At 65.4% G+C, this 17,449-nt stretch carries 16 protein-coding genes; 10 read left to right on the top strand and 6 right to left on the bottom strand.

The features are described 5' to 3' along the window. Nucleotide 1: 1 nt before the first annotated feature. Genes Q0C42_RS10565 through Q0C42_RS10595 form a run of 7 tightly spaced genes read left to right on the top strand, consistent with a single transcriptional unit; the run spans nt 2 to nt 8,697 of the window. Nucleotides 2-175 carry a hypothetical protein gene (locus tag Q0C42_RS10565; RefSeq protein ID WP_295075019.1) on the top strand — a complete coding sequence of 58 codons (174 nt, stop codon included), beginning with the start codon at nt 2-4 and terminating at the stop codon, nt 173-175. Next, entirely contained in the window at nt 176-2,497 is a 2,322-nt protein-coding gene (gene nuoL / locus Q0C42_RS10570; protein WP_295075022.1) for an NADH-quinone oxidoreductase subunit L, read from the top strand. It begins immediately after the preceding gene. Between the two features lie 12 nt (nt 2,498-2,509). After that, entirely contained in the window at nt 2,510-4,063 is a 1,554-nt protein-coding gene (locus Q0C42_RS10575) for an NADH-quinone oxidoreductase subunit M (RefSeq protein WP_295075025.1), read from the top strand. Next, nucleotides 4,060-5,496 carry an NADH-quinone oxidoreductase subunit NuoN gene (gene nuoN / locus Q0C42_RS10580; protein WP_295075028.1) on the top strand — a complete coding sequence of 479 codons (1,437 nt, stop codon included), beginning with the start codon at nt 4,060-4,062 and terminating at the stop codon, nt 5,494-5,496. The genes Q0C42_RS10575 and nuoN overlap by 4 nt, the downstream gene beginning before the upstream one ends. After that, the gene (locus Q0C42_RS10585; RefSeq protein WP_295075030.1) at nt 5,486-6,232 is read left to right on the top strand and encodes a biotin--[acetyl-CoA-carboxylase] ligase; all 747 of its coding nucleotides are present in this window, start codon (nt 5,486-5,488) and stop codon (nt 6,230-6,232) included. The genes nuoN and Q0C42_RS10585 overlap by 11 nt, the downstream gene beginning before the upstream one ends. Before the next feature lie 18 nt (nt 6,233-6,250). Continuing rightward, nucleotides 6,251-7,024: a type III pantothenate kinase gene (locus Q0C42_RS10590; protein WP_295075033.1), complete on the top strand. Its 774-nt coding sequence runs from the start codon at nt 6,251-6,253 to the stop codon at nt 7,022-7,024. Then, nucleotides 7,021-8,697 carry a ribonuclease J gene (locus Q0C42_RS10595; protein ID WP_295075036.1) on the top strand — a complete coding sequence of 559 codons (1,677 nt, stop codon included), beginning with the start codon at nt 7,021-7,023 and terminating at the stop codon, nt 8,695-8,697. The genes Q0C42_RS10590 and Q0C42_RS10595 overlap by 4 nt, the downstream gene beginning before the upstream one ends. A 65-nt stretch (nt 8,698-8,762) precedes the next feature. Here Q0C42_RS10595 and Q0C42_RS10600 read toward each other — a convergent pair whose 3' ends face one another. From Q0C42_RS10600 to Q0C42_RS10610, 3 genes are all read right to left on the bottom strand, one after another. Continuing rightward, on the bottom strand, nt 8,763-10,457 hold the full coding sequence (locus Q0C42_RS10600) for a DEAD/DEAH box helicase (RefSeq protein WP_295075038.1): 1,695 nt from the start codon (nt 10,455-10,457) through the stop codon (nt 8,763-8,765). Nucleotides 10,458-10,723: 266 nt separating this feature from the next. Further along, on the bottom strand, nt 10,724-11,602 hold the full coding sequence (locus tag Q0C42_RS10605; RefSeq protein WP_295075041.1) for a hypothetical protein: 879 nt from the start codon (nt 11,600-11,602) through the stop codon (nt 10,724-10,726). A 75-nt stretch (nt 11,603-11,677) separates the two neighbouring features. Then, entirely contained in the window at nt 11,678-13,273 is a 1,596-nt protein-coding gene (locus Q0C42_RS10610) for a peptide chain release factor 3 (protein WP_295075044.1), read from the bottom strand. A 108-nt stretch (nt 13,274-13,381) separates the two neighbouring features. Between Q0C42_RS10610 and Q0C42_RS10615 the strand changes: the two genes are divergently transcribed. Next, nucleotides 13,382-13,747 (top strand): nuclear transport factor 2 family protein, encoded by a 366-nt coding sequence (locus Q0C42_RS10615; protein ID WP_295075047.1) that lies wholly within the window; start codon nt 13,382-13,384, stop codon nt 13,745-13,747. Nucleotides 13,748-13,948: 201 nt separating this feature from the next. Further along, nucleotides 13,949-14,725: an SDR family oxidoreductase gene (locus Q0C42_RS10620; protein WP_295075050.1), complete on the top strand. Its 777-nt coding sequence runs from the start codon at nt 13,949-13,951 to the stop codon at nt 14,723-14,725. Here the strand turns inward: Q0C42_RS10620 and Q0C42_RS10625 are convergent. Further along, complete coding sequence (locus Q0C42_RS10625; protein ID WP_295075053.1) at nt 14,722-15,192, bottom strand: hypothetical protein; 471 nt, start codon at nt 15,190-15,192, stop codon at nt 14,722-14,724. The two genes, Q0C42_RS10620 and Q0C42_RS10625, sit on opposite strands and share 4 nt — an antisense overlap. Nucleotides 15,193-15,357: 165 nt before the next feature. Here Q0C42_RS10625 and Q0C42_RS10630 point away from each other — a divergent pair, with 165 nt between their 5' ends. Continuing rightward, nucleotides 15,358-16,440: an ABC transporter ATP-binding protein gene (locus tag Q0C42_RS10630; protein WP_295075056.1), complete on the top strand. Its 1,083-nt coding sequence runs from the start codon at nt 15,358-15,360 to the stop codon at nt 16,438-16,440. On the opposite strand, the gene Q0C42_RS10635 is transcribed toward Q0C42_RS10630, so the two are convergent. Continuing rightward, nucleotides 16,437-17,111, bottom strand: coding sequence for a YafY family protein (locus Q0C42_RS10635; protein WP_295075059.1), 675 nt, complete (start codon nt 17,109-17,111; stop codon nt 16,437-16,439). The two genes, Q0C42_RS10630 and Q0C42_RS10635, sit on opposite strands and share 4 nt — an antisense overlap. A 20-nt stretch (nt 17,112-17,131) precedes the next feature. Further along, the gene (locus Q0C42_RS10640; protein WP_295075062.1) at nt 17,132-17,431 is read right to left on the bottom strand and encodes a hypothetical protein; all 300 of its coding nucleotides are present in this window, start codon (nt 17,429-17,431) and stop codon (nt 17,132-17,134) included. Nucleotides 17,432-17,449: the final 18 nt, after the last annotated feature.

The raw sequence follows: 17,449 nt of genomic DNA on the forward strand, positions 1-17,449 counted from the left end.
CATGCAGGTCGGAGACAAGAACGCCTTCGGGATGCGGATCACCGCCCTCAAGGGCCGCATGGTCGATCTGACGTGCGAGACATGCCACACCGCCGGGGCCGTCCCAGCGACAGAATTCCCATCGACCCGCTGCGGATCAGACCGCTGCGGCGCGACCCAAGGCAGGACCGAGTAAATGGCAACGATCATCCTCTTCGCTCCCCTGATCGGGGCCTTGATCTGCGGCTTCGGCTGGCGGCTGATCGGCGAGAAGGCCGGGCAGGTGATCTCCACCGCGATGATCTTCCTGGCCGCGGCGCTGTCCTGGCAGATCTTCCTGACCTTCGACGGCGAGACGCAGCGCATCGTCCTGATGCGCTGGATCGAATCCGGCACGATGGGCAGCGAATGGGCGATCCGGCTGGACCGGCTGACCGCGATCATGTTGGTCGTGGTGAACTCGGTCTCGGCCTTGGTCCACCTCTACAGCTTCGGCTACATGGCGCATGACGAGAACTGGCACGAGGGCGAGCACTACAAGGCGCGCTTCTTCGCCTACCTCTCGTTCTTCACCTTCTCGATGCTGATGCTGGTGACCTCGGACAACCTGGTCCAGATGTTCTTCGGCTGGGAAGGCGTGGGCGTCGCATCGTACCTGCTGATCGGCTTCTACTATCGCAAGGCCAGCGCCAACGCGGCGGCGATGAAGGCCTTCATCGTGAACCGGGTCGGCGACTTCGGCTTTGCGCTTGGGATATTTGCCCTCTTCTACCTGACCGACAGCATCCGCTTCGACGATGTCTTCGCCGCCGCCCCGGCGCTGGCCGAGACGAACCTGACCTTCCTCTGGGCCGAGTGGAACGCGGCGAACCTGATCGGCGTCCTTCTCTTCATCGGCGCGATGGGGAAATCTGCGCAGCTTTTTCTGCACACCTGGCTTCCGGACGCGATGGAGGGCCCGACGCCGGTGTCCGCCCTGATCCACGCGGCCACGATGGTGACGGCGGGCGTGTTCCTCGTCTGCCGGATGTCGCCGGTCTATGAGTATGCCCCGGAAGCGCTGGCCTTCATCACCGTCCTTGGCGCGCTGACGGCCTTTGTCGCCGCGACCATCGGCCTGGTGCAGAACGACATCAAGCGCGTGATCGCCTATTCGACCATGTCGCAGCTTGGCTACATGTTCGTGGCCGCCGGGGTGGGGGTCTATTCGGTGGCGATGTTCCACCTGTTCACCCACGCCTTCTTCAAGGCGATGCTGTTCCTCGGCGCGGGTTCCGTGATCCACGCGACCCACCACGAGCAGGACATGCGCAACTACGGCGGGCTTCGGAAGAAGATCCCCTACACCTTTGCCGCGATGCTGATCGGCACGCTGGCGATCACCGGCGTGGGCATTCCGCTGACGCATTACGGCTTTGCCGGCTTCCTGTCGAAGGACGCGGTGATCGAGAGCGCCTGGGTCGACTCGGGCTTCGCCTTCTGGCTTCTGGTCGTCGCGGCCTGCTTCACCAGCTTCTATTCCTGGCGGCTGATGTTCCTGACCTTCTTCGGCGAAAGCCGCGCGCAGGGGCACGATGCGCATGGTCACGGCCACGCGGCGCACGGGCATGACGACCACGGGCACGGCCACCACGAGCCGCACGAAAGCCCGATGGTAATGCTGATCCCGCTGGGCGTCCTGGCCCTGGGCGCGATCTTCTCGGGGATGCTGTGGTACAAGGTCTTCTTCGGCGAAGAGACCGCCGTGCGGAACTGGTTCGGCATGGAGACCGAGGCCCACGGCGAAGCAGCCGACCACGGGACGGAGGTCGCTGCCACCGAAACGCACAGCGAGACCGCCACGGCCGAGACCGCGACCACCGAGGCTGCTCCGGCTGCACCCGCCACGATCGAGGCCGCTCCGGCCGAAGGCACCACCGTCGCCACCACGACCGAACCGGCCGAGCCCGAAGCCAGCCCCGGCGATGCCGAGGGTCATGCCGTGGGCGTGGCCCCCAAGGGTGCGCTGGTGATGCTGCCCTTCACGCCCGAGGAGCAGGCCGTGGTCGACACCCGCCTGGATGCCGACAAGGCCGCCAAGGCTGAACACGCGCCGACCACAATGATCAACGCAGCCCACCTGGTGCCGACCTGGGTCAAGGTCTCGCCCTTCGTCGCCATGCTGATCGGTTTCGCGGTGGCCTGGCTTTTCTACATCAAGGACCCCAGCCTGCCGCGCCGTCTGGCGACCCAGCAGCGTCCGCTCTACCTGTTCCTGCTGAACAAGTGGTACTTCGACGAGCTTTATGACGTGATCTTCGTCCGTCCCGCCAAGTGGCTGGGCAACTTCCTGTGGAAGAAGGGCGACGGCAACGTCATCGACGGGTCACTGAACGGGGTGGCTCTGGGGATCATCCCCTACTTCACCCGCCTCGCAGGCCGCGCGCAGTCCGGCTACCTGTTCCACTACGCCTTCGCGATGGTGCTGGGGATCGTTGCCCTCGTCACCTGGATGACGCTCTTCGGCGGCGCGAAGTAAGGGGCGCGCATAATGGAAAACCAGCTTCTCTCGATCATCACCTTCCTGCCGCTGGTCGCGGCGCTGATCCTTGCGCTGTTCATGCGCGGGGACGATGCGGCGGCGCGTCAGGGGGCGAAGTGGCTTGCGCTCTTCACCACCTCGGCGACCTTCGTGATCTCGCTTTTCATCCTGTTCCGCTTCGATCCGTCGAACACCGGCTTCCAGTTCGTCGAGGAGCGCGAATGGATTCTGGGCCTGAGCTACAAGATGGGCGTCGACGGGATCTCGATCCTCTTCGTCATGCTGACCACCTTCCTGATGCCGATCACCATCTGGTCGTGCTGGGGCGTGGAGACGCGGGTGAAGGAATACATGATCGCCTTCCTGGTGCTGGAAACGCTGATGCTTGGCGTGTTCTGCGCGCTGGACCTTGTCCTTTTCTACCTCTTCTTCGAGGCCGGGCTGATCCCGATGTTCCTGATCATCGGCATCTGGGGCGGGAAAGAGCGGATCTACGCGGCGTTCAAGTTCTTCCTGTATACCTTCCTCGGTTCCGTCCTGATGCTGGTTGCGATGATCGCGATGTATCTGGACGCGGGCACCACCGATATCACCAAGCTTCTGGTGCATGACTTCGGGTCCGAGACGTTCAGCGTCCTCGGCATCCAGGTCGTCGGCGGTTTGCAGACGATGCTGTTCCTCGCCTTCTTCGCGTCGTTTGCCGTGAAGATGCCGATGTGGCCGGTCCACACCTGGTTGCCTGATGCCCACGTGCAGGCGCCCACGGCCGGGTCCGTGGTGCTGGCGGCGATCCTTCTGAAGATGGGCGGCTACGGCTTCCTGCGCTTCTCGCTGCCGATGTTCCCCGTGGGGTCGGACGTCATGGCGCCCCTGGTCCTGTGGATGTCGGCCATCGCCATCGTCTACACCTCGCTCGTGGCGCTGGCGCAGACCGACATGAAGAAGCTGATCGCCTATTCGTCCGTCGCCCACATGGGCTTTGTCACGATGGGGATCTTTGCCGCGAACCAGCAGGGCGTCGACGGGGCGATCTTCCAGATGATCAGCCACGGCTTCATCTCGGGTGCCTTGTTCCTCTGCGTCGGCGTGATCTACGACCGGATGCACACCCGCGAGATCGACGCCTATGGTGGCCTCGTGAACCGGATGCCCGCCTATGCGCTGGTCTTCATGTTCTTCACGATGGCCAACGTCGGCCTGCCGGGCACCAGCGGTTTCGTCGGTGAATTCCTGACGCTGATGGGGGTCTTCCAGGTCAACACCTGGGTCGCCGCCGTCGCCGCCACGGGCGTGATCCTCTCCGCCGGTTACGCGCTGTGGCTTTACCGCCGGGTCGTCTTTGGCGACCTGATCAAGGAAGCGCTGCGCTCGATCACCGACATGGACCGCCGCGAGAAGGCGATCTTCGCCCCCTTGATCGCGATGACCCTGATCCTTGGCATCTATCCCAGCCTTGTGACCGACATCATCGGGCCCTCTGTCACGGCCCTTGTCACCGACTACCAGGCCGCGCTGCCCGTTGACGGAGCGGCAGTGGCCCTGAACGAAGGACATTCGGAATGACTTCCGCCGATTTCCAGACCCTCCTCCCCGAGATCGTGCTGGCGGGCTATGCCATGCTGGCGCTGATGGTGGCGGTCTACACCACCAAGGACAAGCTGGCCGCGACGCTGGTCTGGGCGACGGCGGGCCTCTTCGTGGCGCTGGCGCTGTACATCGGCGCGGGCGGAGCGGGAGAGCGGCTGGTCTTCAACGGCCTCTTCATCGACGACCCCTTCGCGCGCTTTGCCAAGGTGACGATCCTGCTGTCCGCCGCCGCCGTGCTGGTGATGAGCCAGGACTACATGACCCGGCGTGACCTTCTGCGGTTCGAATACCCGATCCTGGTGACCCTGTCGGTGGTCGGCATGATGGTCATGGTCTCGTCTGCCGACCTGATCACGCTTTACATGGGGTTGGAGCTGCAATCCCTGTCGCTTTACGTCATCGCCTCGATCCGGCGGGACAGCGCCAAGTCGTCGGAAGCCGGCCTGAAGTACTTTGTCCTTGGTGCGCTGTCGTCGGGCCTGCTGCTCTACGGTGCCTCGCTGGTCTATGGCTATTCCGGCACCACCCAGTTCGCAGGTATCCTGTCCACCGTGCAGGACGGCGTGCCGCTGGGGTTGCTGTTCGGTCTGGTGTTCATGCTGGCGGGCCTTGCCTTCAAGGTCTCCGCCGCGCCCTTCCACATGTGGACGCCCGACGTCTACGAAGGCTCGCCCACCCCGGTCACCGCCTTCTTCGCCACGGCCCCCAAGGTCGCCGCGATGGCGCTGATCGCGCGGCTGGTGCAGGACGCGTTCGGCGGCATCCCCGGCCAGTGGGGCCAGGTGCTGGCGGCACTTGCCGTGGCCTCGATGTTCCTGGGCGCCGTGGCCGCGATCGGCCAGCGCGACATCAAGCGGCTGATGGCTTATTCTTCGATCGCCCACATGGGTTACGCGCTCATCGGGCTTTGCGTCGGCACGGCTTACGGCGTGCAGGCGACGATGATCTACATGGCGATCTACGTCACCATGAACGTCGGCACCTTCGCCTTCATCCTGTCGATGGAGCGTGACGGCCGCCCGGTTTCGGACATCGCAGGCCTGAACCAGTTCGCCAAGAAGGAGCCGCTGAAGGCGCTGGCGATGCTGGTCCTTCTCTTCTCCCTCGCCGGCGTCCCACCGATGGTCGGGTTCTTCGGCAAGTTCTACGTGCTGAAGGCCGCCGTCGACGCGGGCTGGGTCTGGCTGGCTGTGGCCGGTGCCGTGGCCTCGGTGATCGGTGCCTTCTACTACCTGCGCATCGTCTACTTCATGTACTTCGGCGCCGAACAGGAACCCGTCGAAAGCCGCATGGCCCCGGTTCAGTGGGGCATGCTGGTCGCCGTGGCAGCGATCATGCTGCTGGGGATCGTGAACCTCTTCGGGATCGAAGCCCCAGCGGCGCTGGCCGCCGAAGCGCTTGTCCGGTGACGGCGGGGCAGGGCGCATCACCCTGCCCGAAATCGACAGCACCAACGCCGAAGGCTTCCGGCGGGCAGCAAGTCTGCCGGGGCCGACCTGGATCCTCGCCGGGGTCCAGACCGCAGGCCGGGGCCGCCGTGCCCGGCCCTGGTCCAGCCCGATGGGCAACTTCCACGGCACCCTCGTCCTGAAACCGCATGAGCCACCCGAGACGGTGGCCCTGCGCTCCTTCGCCGCCGCCCTGGCACTCCGCGACGCCTTCGTCCATCTCACGGGCCTGCCCGACAGCTTTGCCTTGAAGTGGCCGAACGACGTTCTCTGCAACGGCGGCAAGATCGCCGGCATCCTGCTGGAGAGCCAGGGTCTGAACGGCCCGGCCCCGATCCTTTGCATCGGTATCGGGGTCAACCTGATCGCCGCTCCGGATGCGTCGCAAGTGGAAGCCGGAGCGGTCGCACCCGTGTCGCTGCTGACCGAAACCGGACTGCGTCCCACGCCCCAGGCCTTTCTCGACGCCCTCGCCCCCGCCTATGCCCGATGGGAAGCAATCTTCACCAGCGAAGGCTTCGCGCCCTTGCGGGCGGCCTGGCTTTCCCACGCCGCCCGCCTGGGTCAGCCGATCCGCGCCCGCACCGGGACCGAAACCCGTGAGGGCACCTTTGAGACCATCGACGCCACCGGCAACCTGATCCTCCGCACCGCCCACGGCCCGGTTGCCATCCCGGCTGCCGAAGTGTTCTTCTGACAGGGAAGGGAAGGCCATATGCTTCTCGCCATCGACTGCGGCAACACCAACACCGTCTTCTCCGTCTGGGACGGCACGCGCTTCCTGGCGACCTGGCGCATCGCCACCGACCACAAGCGGACGGCGGACGAATACTTCGTCTGGCTCTCGTCGCTGATGACCCTGACCAGCACCGCCGCCACGGTGACCGAAGCGATCATCTCCTCGACCGTCCCCCGCGTCGTCTTCAACCTGCGCGTCCTGTGTGATCGCTACTTTGGCTGCCGCCCGCTGGTCGTGGGCAAGCCGGACTGCAAACTGCCCGTCGCCCCCCGTGTCGACCAGGGCACCACGGTCGGGCCGGACCGCCTGGTCAACACGGTGGCAGGCTTCGCGCGGTATGGCGGTGACCTGATCATCGTCGACTTCGGCACCGCCACCACCTTCGATGTCGTCGACAGTGACGGGGCCTATATCGGCGGTGTGATCGCGCCCGGCGTGAACCTTTCCCTCGAAGCGCTGCACATGGCCGCAGCCGCCCTGCCTCACGTGGATGTGGCCAAACCCCTGAAGGCCATCGGCACGAATACGGTGGCCTGCATGCAATCTGGCGTGTATTGGGGCTACATCGGGCTGGTCGAGGGCATCGTGCGCGAAGTACGCCGCGAACGTGACCGGCCGATGAAAGTGATCGCGACCGGGGGCCTTGCCTCCCTTTTCGCGCAAGGAACCGAACTATTTCATTCGATTGAGGACGACTTGACCATGCACGGCCTCGTCCTGATCAACGACCTGAACAAGGATACCCCATGAGCGCCAACCGCCTCATCTACCTTCCCCTCGGCGGCGCCGGCGAGATCGGCATGAACTCCTACGTCTACGGCTATGGGCCGAAAGGCAAGGAACGGCTGATCCTGGTCGACGTGGGCGTGACCTTCCCCGACATGGACGGCTCGCCCGGCGTGGACCTGATCCTGCCCGATGTCAGCTGGCTGCACGACAAGCTGGACCGGCTTGAGGCGATCTTCATCACCCACGCGCACGAAGACCACATCGGTGCGCTGGCACCCCTGTGGCCGGAGCTTGGCAAGAAGGTCTATGCCCGCCGCTTCACCGCGACCATTGGTCGGCTCAAGTTCGAAGAGGCGGGTCTGCCCGTCGACCAGATCGTCGTGGTTGAACCGCGCCCCACCACCATCGAGGTCGGCCCCTTCAAGGTGCAGTTCGTCCCCGTCTCGCATTCGATCCCCGAAAGCTCGGCGCTGGTGATCGACACACCGGCGGGGCGGATCTTCCATTCGGCGGACTTCAAGATCGACCACACCCCGGTGGTGGGCGAAGGCTGGGATGACGCCCGTTTCACCCAGATCGTGGCCGAACGCCCGGTCAAGGTGATGACCTGCGATTCCACCAACGTCTTTTCGACCCACGAGGGCCGGTCCGAGGCGACACTGGCCGAGCCTTTGACCGAGCTGATCCGCAGCCGGACCGGCATGGTCGTCGCCACCACCTTCGGCTCGAACGTCGCCCGCCTGAAGACCCTGGCCGAGGCGGCCCGCGCCGCCAACCGGACGATCTGCGTCCTTGGCCGGTCGATGAAGCGGATGCTTTCGGTCGCAGATGAAGCGGCGGTCATGACCGGTTTCCCAAAGACCGTGTCTCCGGAAGAGGCGCTGGACGTGCCGCGCCGCAACCTGATGCTGCTGGTCACCGGCAGCCAGGGTGAACGCCGCGCCGCCTCGGCGCAGCTAAGCCGTGGCAAATACCTTGGTCTGGAAATGAAAGAGGGCGACACCTTCCTCTTTTCCTCGAAGACGATCCCCGGCAACGAACGCGACGTTCTGCGCGTCTGGAACGCGTTTTCCGAACAGGGCGTGCAGGTGATCGATGACCAGGGCGGCAAGTACCACGTCTCGGGCCATGCGAACCGACCGGACCTGGAGCACGTCCACAGGCTGATCCTGCCCGACATGCTGATCCCGATGCACGGCGAACACCGGCACCTGGCGGAACACGTCCGCATCGCCACCGAAAGCGGCATCGCGTCCGCCGTGGTGGTGAACGGCACGATGGTGGACCTGACCGGCGACGTGCCCGTGGTGGCGGAATATGTCGAGACTGGCCGCATCTACCTGGACGGCACCGCGATGGTCGGGGCGATGGACGGCGTGATCCGCGACCGCATCCGGATGGCGCTGAACGGCCATGTCACCGTCACGGTGATCCTGGACGAGACCAACACCCCGATGGGCGAGCCCTGGGTCGAACTGATGGGCCTTGCCACCACCGGCCGGGGCGACCGGCCGCTGGCCGAAACGATGGAGACCGACCTTGACGAGGTCATGGGTCGCCTTGGCCGCAAGGTCCTGGCCGATGACGTGAAGCTTGAGGAAGAAATCCGCCGCGTGGTCCGTCAGGTGTCGATGGAAGAGATCGGCAAGAAGCCCGAGGTCAACGTGGTGATCAGCCGCCTCGTCGCCGAATAAGCGAACCGCAACCAAAGAAAAAGGCCCCGTCCTGGACGGGGCCTTTTGCATGTCTGGGGGAGGGATCAGCCCTCGGTGCCGGTGGCGTCTTCCAGCTCTTCGGTCTTCGACGGCTTCAGCGCGAAGCTGCGCAGGATGAAGTCCGGCACATGGTCGCCCATGCCGATCACCGACGGCCCAAGGTCGCGGTCGCGGCGATAATCGCGCCGGTCGTCCCGACGTTCCTCGCGCGGCTCGCGGCGTTCACCCCTGTCTGCCCGTTCAACCCGATCAGTCCGCTCAACGCGGTCCGTCCGTTCAACGCGGTCCGTCCGCTCGACCCGGTCGCCCCGATCTTCACGGCGACGCTCGCCGCTGCGCTCGGTGCGTTCCGGGCTGCGCGGTTCGCGGCGGTCATCCCGGCGCTCTTCGCGGGGGGCCTCGCGTGGGGTTTCGCGCACGGCCTCTGCGACAAGCTCGGGCTTCGGCGCTGCGACCAGCGGCTCCATCGGTGCGCTTTCGTCATGCGCCTTGACCGGACGGTCACGCTCACGGCTGCGGCCGCCACGTTCGCGGCCCTTGCGCTCTTCGCGCGGGCGGTCGGGCTTGCCTTCCCGGGTGTCGGGCTCAAACCCCTCGGGCAGCGCGCCGCGCGGGATTTCCGTCTTGATCAGGCTTTCGATCGCCTTGAGGTACTTTTCATCCGACGGAACCGAGATCGTGTAGGCCTTGCCCAGACGCCCCGCGCGGCCGGTGCGGCCGATGCGGTGGATGTAATCCTCGGGGTGCGAGGGCACGTCGAAGTTGAACACGTGGCTCACGGCCGGGATGTCCAGCCCGCGTGCCGCCACGTCCGAAGCGACCAGAAGGTGCAACGAGCCGTCGCGGAAGGCGTCCAGCGTCTTCATCCGCATCGACTGTTCCAGGTCGCCGTGGATGGGTGCCGCGTTGAAACCATGCGATTTCAGCGACTTGGCCACCACGTCCACGTCCATCTTCCGGTTGCAGAAGATGATCGCGTTGGTGCAAGACTCACCCTCGGCGCGGATCAGCCCGCGCAGGACGGCGCGCTTGTCGCCAAAGCTGCGGTCCTTGCGAACGGGCTTCACCTCGATCAGGCTTTGCGTGATGGTCAGCGAGGCCGTGGCCTGCCGCGCAACTTCGATCTTGGCGGGGTCCTTCAGGAAGGTCTTGGTGATCCGCTCGATCTCGGGCGCCATCGTGGCGCTGTAGAACATCGTCTGGCGGGTCGCCGGGGTCAGTTGGAAGATCCGCTCGATATCCGGGATGAACCCCATGTCGAGCATCCGGTCAGCCTCGTCGACGACCATGATCTGAACACCGGTCAGAAGCAGCTTGCCGCGTTCGAAATGGTCCAGGAGACGGCCAGGCGTCGCTATCAGCACATCGACGCCACGGTCGATCAGCTTGTCCTGTTCGCCAAACGCGACGCCACCGATGAGAAGCGCCTTCGTCAGCTTGGTGTGCTTGGCGTAGATCTCGAAGTTCTCGGCCACCTGGGCGGCGAGTTCGCGCGTCGGCGCCAGCACCAGGCTGCGCGGCATCCGGGCGCGGGCACGGCCCTGACCCAGAAGCGTGATCATCGGCAGCGTGAAGCTCGCGGTCTTGCCGGTGCCGGTCTGGGCGATCCCCAGCACGTCGCGGCCTTGCAGCGCGTGCGGAATGGCCTCGGCCTGGATCGGGGTGGGAGTTTCGTAGCCGGCTTCAGTTACGGCTTGCAGCACGCGCGGGTCCAGCGCGAGGTCGGAAAATTTGGTCATTAGCGTCCTATGAATGCGGTATCGGACCGCATGAATGGTGGGACGCATGTTTCCGGGCGCCCCGGCGTCTCGGCCACGTTGGCCGCCGGAGGCGCATAGCTGAAATCCCGGCGATGGTCAAGTCGGCCCCGGAAAAGGGGAACTGGCAGCACGTTAAAGGGTAGATTTCGGCGGCTCAAACCCGTTGCCAGACACCCTTTCACTGAGGCTGGTTGCGTTGCGGCGGGCGGCACTTGCACACGGCTGTGGGGAATCCCGGCTCCGGGCTAGGTCGCCTCATCGGGGGCTGTTGGTGTTTCTGCTTCCCAGCCCGTCGCCTCCATGGCCGCTTCTTCAGCCCGAGCGCCTGCCTCCAGCCGCTCAAGATAGGCCTGACGCCCCGCGCGCATTCCTTGCAGACGACGGAAAAGCGTTCCCGGATCGGAATTCAACCGCTCCAGGAGGCAACAGGCCAACGGCCCGACCACAGGTTCTGCCAGCGCCGCCTGCCAGATCGGGGCCAAAAGATTGTAGTCCAATCCGCCCCGGTCCAGCCCGAAATCCAGCATGCCCATCGGCAGATGTGCACCCTTCTTGCGTTTCCGGCGAAAAAGCTCGTCCGGACCAAGGCCAGAGGTCATACGCTCGAATTCATACAGTTTCATTAGCGAAAACAAGACGTTCATCGAAAGGCCTAGCCTGCGCTGCGCCTCGGTCTCGCCAAAGTCGCCAAAGGTGATAACCGACGAGATCAGCCAGCGGGTCGGAAGTTCGTCCCTGAGCGATCGACCATGTTCGATCCAGATGCGGCGGAACAGGGCCGGAGCATGGTCCGGAAAGGTTGCTCGCCGCAGATGGACGATCAGGTCGGCATTCAGAACGGCGAGTTCGGACTTGCCGCGCAGTTCCATTCGCAATTGCCACAGCTTGCGCTTGTAGTCGGACAGGCGGTGGGCGGGCGGCGTATCGCCCTCCGGCACCATGTGTTCGGCAAGCATCGCCAGGTCGATGTCCAGAGGTGGCAACCCTTCACCTTGGCCATAGTTCACCGGACCCCGGCGCTTGCTCCAGCGCTCGATCAAACCGTCGGGTGCATCCTGATAGGTCAGATTGACCTCGGCTGCAGCCGAATCCGGCGGGTCGGCAGGGCTGTCGGCCATCGTCATAGTCGCATCTCCTGGCCCCATCCCGTCCAGCCTTCGTGAAGGCTAGGATGCGGGGTAGACCCGGTCAAGCGCGGCTCAGACCATCATTTCCTTGGTCGCAGTCAGCTTGACGCCGGGATAATCGCGGACGACTCGGTCGATGTCCCATTGCAGGCGGGTCAGGAACACAAGGTCCCCGTCACTGTCATGCGCGATGTGGCCCTTGTTGACGTTGACCAGCTTTTCCATGTCGGCCTTGTCGCCGGAAATCCAGCGAGCGCTGGTGAAGTTCGATCCTTCAAAGCGGACGGGCAGTGAGTATTCCTGCTCGATCCGGCTGGCCAGCACGTCAAATTGCAGCGCGCCGACGACGCCGACGATGTAGCCCGAACCGATCATCGGCTTGAAGACCTTGGCGGCCCCTTCCTCGGCGAACTGGGTCAGGGCCTTTTCCAGATGCTTGGCCTTCATCGGGTCCATCGCCCGGATGGACTGTAGAAGTTCCGGCGCGAAGGAGGGGATGCCGGTGAAGCGCAGGGATTCCCCTTCGGTCAGCGCGTCGCCGATGCGCAGTTGTCCGTGGTTCGGGATACCGATGATGTCACCGGCCCAGGCTTCCTCGGCCAGCTCGCGGTCGGCGGCCAGGAAGAGGACGGGGTTGGTGATCGACATCGGCTTTTTGGTGCGGACATGGTGCAGCTTCATGCCGCGTTCGAAATGGCCCGAGGCCAGGCGCACAAAGGCCACCCGGTCGCGGTGCTTGGGGTCCATATTGGCCTGGACCTTGAAGACAAAGCCGGTGACCGGGCTTTCGCTGGGATCGACCTGGCGTTCGGCGGCTTTCTGGGGCTCGGGCTCGGGCCCGTATTCGCCGATGCCGTCCATCAATTCCTTCACGCCGAACGAGTTGATCGCCGAGCCGAACCAGATCGGCGTCATCGAGCCGTTGAGGAAAGCCGTGCGGTCGAAGGCGGGGAGCAGTTCGCGCGCCATCTCCAGCTCGTCATGGAACTTCTGCAAAAGCTCGGCCGGGATGTGCTCGGCCAGCTTCGGGTCGTCCACGCCGCTGATCTTGATCGATTCCGCCACCTTGTTGCGGTCGGCGCGGTCCATGATCTCCAGCTTGTCGTGCAGAAGGTCATAGGCGCCCACGAAATCGCGCCCGACGCCGATGGGCCAGGAGGCCGGGGTCACGTCGATCGCCAGGTTTTCCTGGATCTCGTCGATGATTTCGAACACGTCGCGGGATTCGCGGTCCATCTTGTTGCAGAAGGTCAGGATCGGCAGGTCGCGCAGACGGCAGACCTCGAACAGCTTGCGGGTCTGGGATTCGACGCCCTTCGCCCCGTCGATCACCATGATCGCGGCGTCGACGGCCGTGAGGGTGCGGTAGGTGTCTTCCGAGAAATCGCTGTGGCCGGGCGTGTCCACCAGGTTGAAGCGGTACTGCCGGAAATCGAAGGACATCGCCGAGGCGCTGACGGAAATGCCCCGCTCCTGCTCCAGCTTCATGAAGTCCGACCGCGTGCGCCGCGCGTCGCCCTTGGCACGGACCTGACCGGCCATCTGGATCGCGCCCCCGAACAGCAGGAACTTTTCGGTCAGCGTCGTTTTCCCGGCGTCGGGGTGCGAGATGATCGCAAAAGTCCGGCGGCGGGCGATTTCGGGCGGAAGGGGGGCACGGTTCGACATGGCACCCCCTTAGCTTGCGCAGGCTTTGGCCGCAACGGGCACGGGGGGTTGCGCGACTCGGATCTGGCGCGCAGGATGAGAACATTGGTGGAACATCAGGAGGATGCCATGACCCTGAAAGAGATTGCCGACGAATTGGTCGCCGGTTGCCGCGAAGAGCGCACGCGAGAGAACCTGGACAAGCTTTACGCCCCCGACGCCGTCTCGGTCGAGGCGATGGACATGGGCGGCGGCCGCGAGACGGTGGGTCTGGCGGGCATCCACGGCAAGCACGACTGGTGGGACGGGGCCTTCGTGACCCACGGGCTGACGGTCGAGGGGCCGTTCCTCCACGGCGACGACAGATTCGCGGTGATCTTCGGGATGGACACCACGGAAAAAGCGACCGGCCGAAGGAGCCAGGGCCGCGAGGTGGCGGTCTACCACGTGAAGGACGGCCGGATCGTGCGGGAAGAGTTCTTTTACGGCGGTTGATCCGGCATCGGCCGGGTTCCTGAAGGAGCGCTGGCGCGCAAGTCATTTGTCTCGTCGTCGGGGCTTGCGCCCTCCTCCTTGAAGTTGGGGGTTTTCCACCCCCAAACCCCCGGAGGATACTTGGGCAAATGTGAAAGAGCGCAGGGTGCTTGTCCTTGTTCCGTCGCCTGCTAGGCTTTGGCCAAAGCAGGAGGGTTGCGGATGGATTTGGGGATTGCGGGAAAGCGGGCGCTGGTCTGCGCGTCGTCCAAGGGCTTGGGCCGGGGCTGCGCCGAGGCGCTGGCGGATGCGGGCGTGGATCTCGTGATGAACGCCCGCGGTGCCGAGGCGCTGGAAGCGGCGGCGCACGACCTGCGCGCGCGCTATCAGGTGAACGTGACCGCCGTGGCCGCCGACATCACGACCGAGGCGGGTCGCGCGGCGGTACTGGCACATGGCCCCTTCGACATTCTGGTCACCAACGCCGGAGGCCCGCCGCCGGGGCTATGGTCCGACTGGGCTCGCGAGGATTTCATCAAGGCGCTGGACGCCAACATGCTGACCCCCATCGCGCTGATGCAGTCCGTTCTGCCCGGCATGATGGCCAAGGGCTGGGGCCGGGTCGTGAACATCACCAGTGTTTCGGTCAAGGCGCCGGTGCCGGTCCTGGGCCTGTCGAACGCGGCCCGCGCGGGGCTGACGGGGTTCGTGGGCGGGACCTCGCGGCAGGTGGCGGGCAAGGGTGTGACGATCAACAACCTCTTGCCCGGCATCCATGCCACCGACCGGGCGATTGCGCTGGATGCAGCCGTGGTCAGGACACGGGGGATCAGCATGGAAGAGGCGATCAGCGAACGCTCCGCCACGATCCCGGCGGGGCGCTACGGCACCCCGGCCGAATTCGGCGCCGCCTGCGCGTTTCTCTGCTCGCAGCACGCGGGCTTCATCGTCGGGCAGAACATCCTCTTGGACGGCGGGGCTACCAACGCGACGCTCTAGCGCGCCTTCGCCCGTCCCGGATCGACGATGCCAAGCAGGAACAGCGCCGCACCGCCGCCGATCCAGGCCCAGCCACCGGTTCCCAGAACCTCGGAGGCCAGCACGAAGAGGCGATTGGCCTCTTCCATCGTCCACTGCGGCTCGAGGATGCCCAGCGTTTCTCGCACGCGCCAGACCAGCGTTCCGGCAAGGCCGACGATGCTGAGGCCGGTGAGGAAGGCCAGCCAGCGCCGTTCCAGTCCCACCAGGGACAGCACGGTGAACAGCGCGGCCAGAAGGAACGAGAAGAGGAAGAGCCGCACTTCGTTCGGTGCCTGGGCCAGGTAGGTCTCAATCGAGGCGCGGTCGAAAGCGGGCAGGGCGTTCCAGGGTGCCAGATTGCTGCCGACCGGAGTGGCGATCCAGGGCAGGAACAGGCCGGCAAGCACGGAAATGGCGCACAAAAGCGCAAGCGCACGAAACAGCATGACCGGACCTTCCTGTCCAGGAATGAAAACAGTTTCCCCATATCGCCGCATTCTGTGCAAATCGTGGACAGTTTGCGCCATTTTTGCGGTGCTGCAGGCCGGACGCGGCGGTTGTAGCGGCGGAAGGGCGCTGGTAGACAAATCCGAGAAATACTCCAGGACAGCATGCCCGACAGCACTCCCCTTCGGCTTGAGGTCCGCCATCTGGTGCGTGCGTTCGGCGGGCGGCGGGTGGTGGACGATGTGTCGCTTACGGTGGCGGCCGGGCAGGTGACCTGTCTCCTGGGCCCGTCGGGCTGCGGGAAGTCCACCACGCTGCGGATCATCGCGGGGGTCGAGCGGGCCGATGCGGGCGAGATCCTGCTGGACGGCAATGTGGTCGCGGGACCCCGCGTGCATGTCCCGCCCGAGGCGCGTTCGGTCGGGCTGATGTTTCAGGATTTCGCCCTGTTCCCGCATCTGACCGTGGCCGAGAATGTCGCGTTCGGCTTGCGCGTCGACCGGACCGAAAAAGCGCGGCGCGTGGGCGAGCTGCTGGAAAAGGTCGATCTTGCCGGCTTTGGGTCGAAACACCCGCATGAGCTTTCGGGGGGCGAGCAGCAGCGGGTTGCGCTGGCCCGGGCGCTTGCGCCAAAGCCGCGGGTCATGCTGATGGACGAGCCGTTCTCAGGCCTGGACAACCGGCTCCGCGACGGCATCCGCGACCGCACGCTGGAGCTTTTGAAGGAAGAAGGTGCTGCCGTCCTTCTGGTCACGCATGAGCCTGACGAAGCGATGCGCATGGCCGACGAGATCGCGCTGATGCGGGCCGGCCGGATCGTCCAGAAGGGCGCGCCCTACAACGTCTACAACGCCCCGGTCGACAAGGTCGCGGCGGCGTTCTTCAGCGATATCAACGTGATCCGGGGCACGTCCCGGGGAGCCCTGACCGAAACCCCGTTCGGGGCCTTTCTCACGCCCGGTCATGCCGACGGCGGCGCGGTCGAGATCGTGATCCGCCCGCAGCATCTGCGGATCGACTTCGATCGCGGCGGTCGCGGCCCGAACCCGACGCCCGAGGACGGGGTTCCGGCCCGCGGCACGGTCCTGCGCAGCCGCTATCTTGGCCGCGAAAGCCTGGTCGACTTCGCGATGGACTTCGAAGGCGCAAAACTGACCGCATCCGTGCCCGGGGTGTTCCTGCCGAAGCCGGGCACCGTGCTTTGGCTGATGATCCGGCGGGAACGTTGCTTCGTCTTCGGGGTCTAGCCTGCGTGCAACCGCCGCCAGTCGGCAAGCGTCCTGCCGGGATCGTCCGGGAAGGTATCGCCTGCCAGAACGAGGGTCTCGATCCGGTCAACGCGGAAGCTCCGGAAATCGCCCCGCACTTCGCACCAGGTCGCCTGCGTCCAGACCCGACCCCAGAACTCCAGCACCAGCGGCCGCACCGGGCGGACCGATGCAGTGCCTTCACCATCGACATAGCCGATCAGGATCCGCTGCCTCAGCCGGATCGCGCGGCGGAGGACGGGCAGGTGGCGGGCAGCGGCCAGGGCCTCGGCACCGGGGAAAACCCAGCTCTCCTCGCCCATCCCGTCCAGAAGGCGGGCGGGCAGGACGGCGGTGACCTTGCCGAGCAGGCTTTCCGCCGCCCGGGTCAGCGAAGGGTCCGCGCCGCGTGACACCAGTTGCAGGCCCAGCGTCAGGGCCTGCACTTCGTCGGGTGTCAGCGTCAGAGGTGGCAAGGTCACCGGCTCCCGCAGGATATAGCCCACCCCGCGTTCGCCCTCGACCGGCAGGCCCGAGGCGATCAGCGTCGCCATGTCGCGCCAAAGGGTGCGGGTCGACACCTCCAGCCGTTCGGCCATGTCGCGGGCGGTATGAAGCCGCCCGTCGCGCAGGATCTGGATCAGTTCGAACAGACGGTCGGTGCGGCGCATGGGGCAGGGTGGGCCGGGGATCAGTCCAGCGTCAAGGCCAGCTCTTCGTGGCGCATCCGGGCAGAGGGCCCGTCGATCAGCGCCATGAAGGGGGCGAAGTCGGGGTCAGCCATGACGGCCTGGGCCGCAGCCTCGGCCTGGGTCAGGGTCTCCCAGGTCACGGCATCGGTCCAGTGGCCGTCCGGCCCCCGCGACAGGCGGCGGAAGAGGAAACCGGGCTGGCGGCGGATCAGGGCCTCGGTGCCACGGGCGGCGGCCAGAAAGGCGACGTCAGTTGTGCCGGGGACAAGAGCGAAGGTGACATATTCGATCACGCGCATCGGGAACTCCTTGGTTGC

This window comes from Tabrizicola sp. (assembly GCF_022842145.1).
Classification (GTDB): domain Bacteria; phylum Pseudomonadota; class Alphaproteobacteria; order Rhodobacterales; family Rhodobacteraceae; genus Tabrizicola.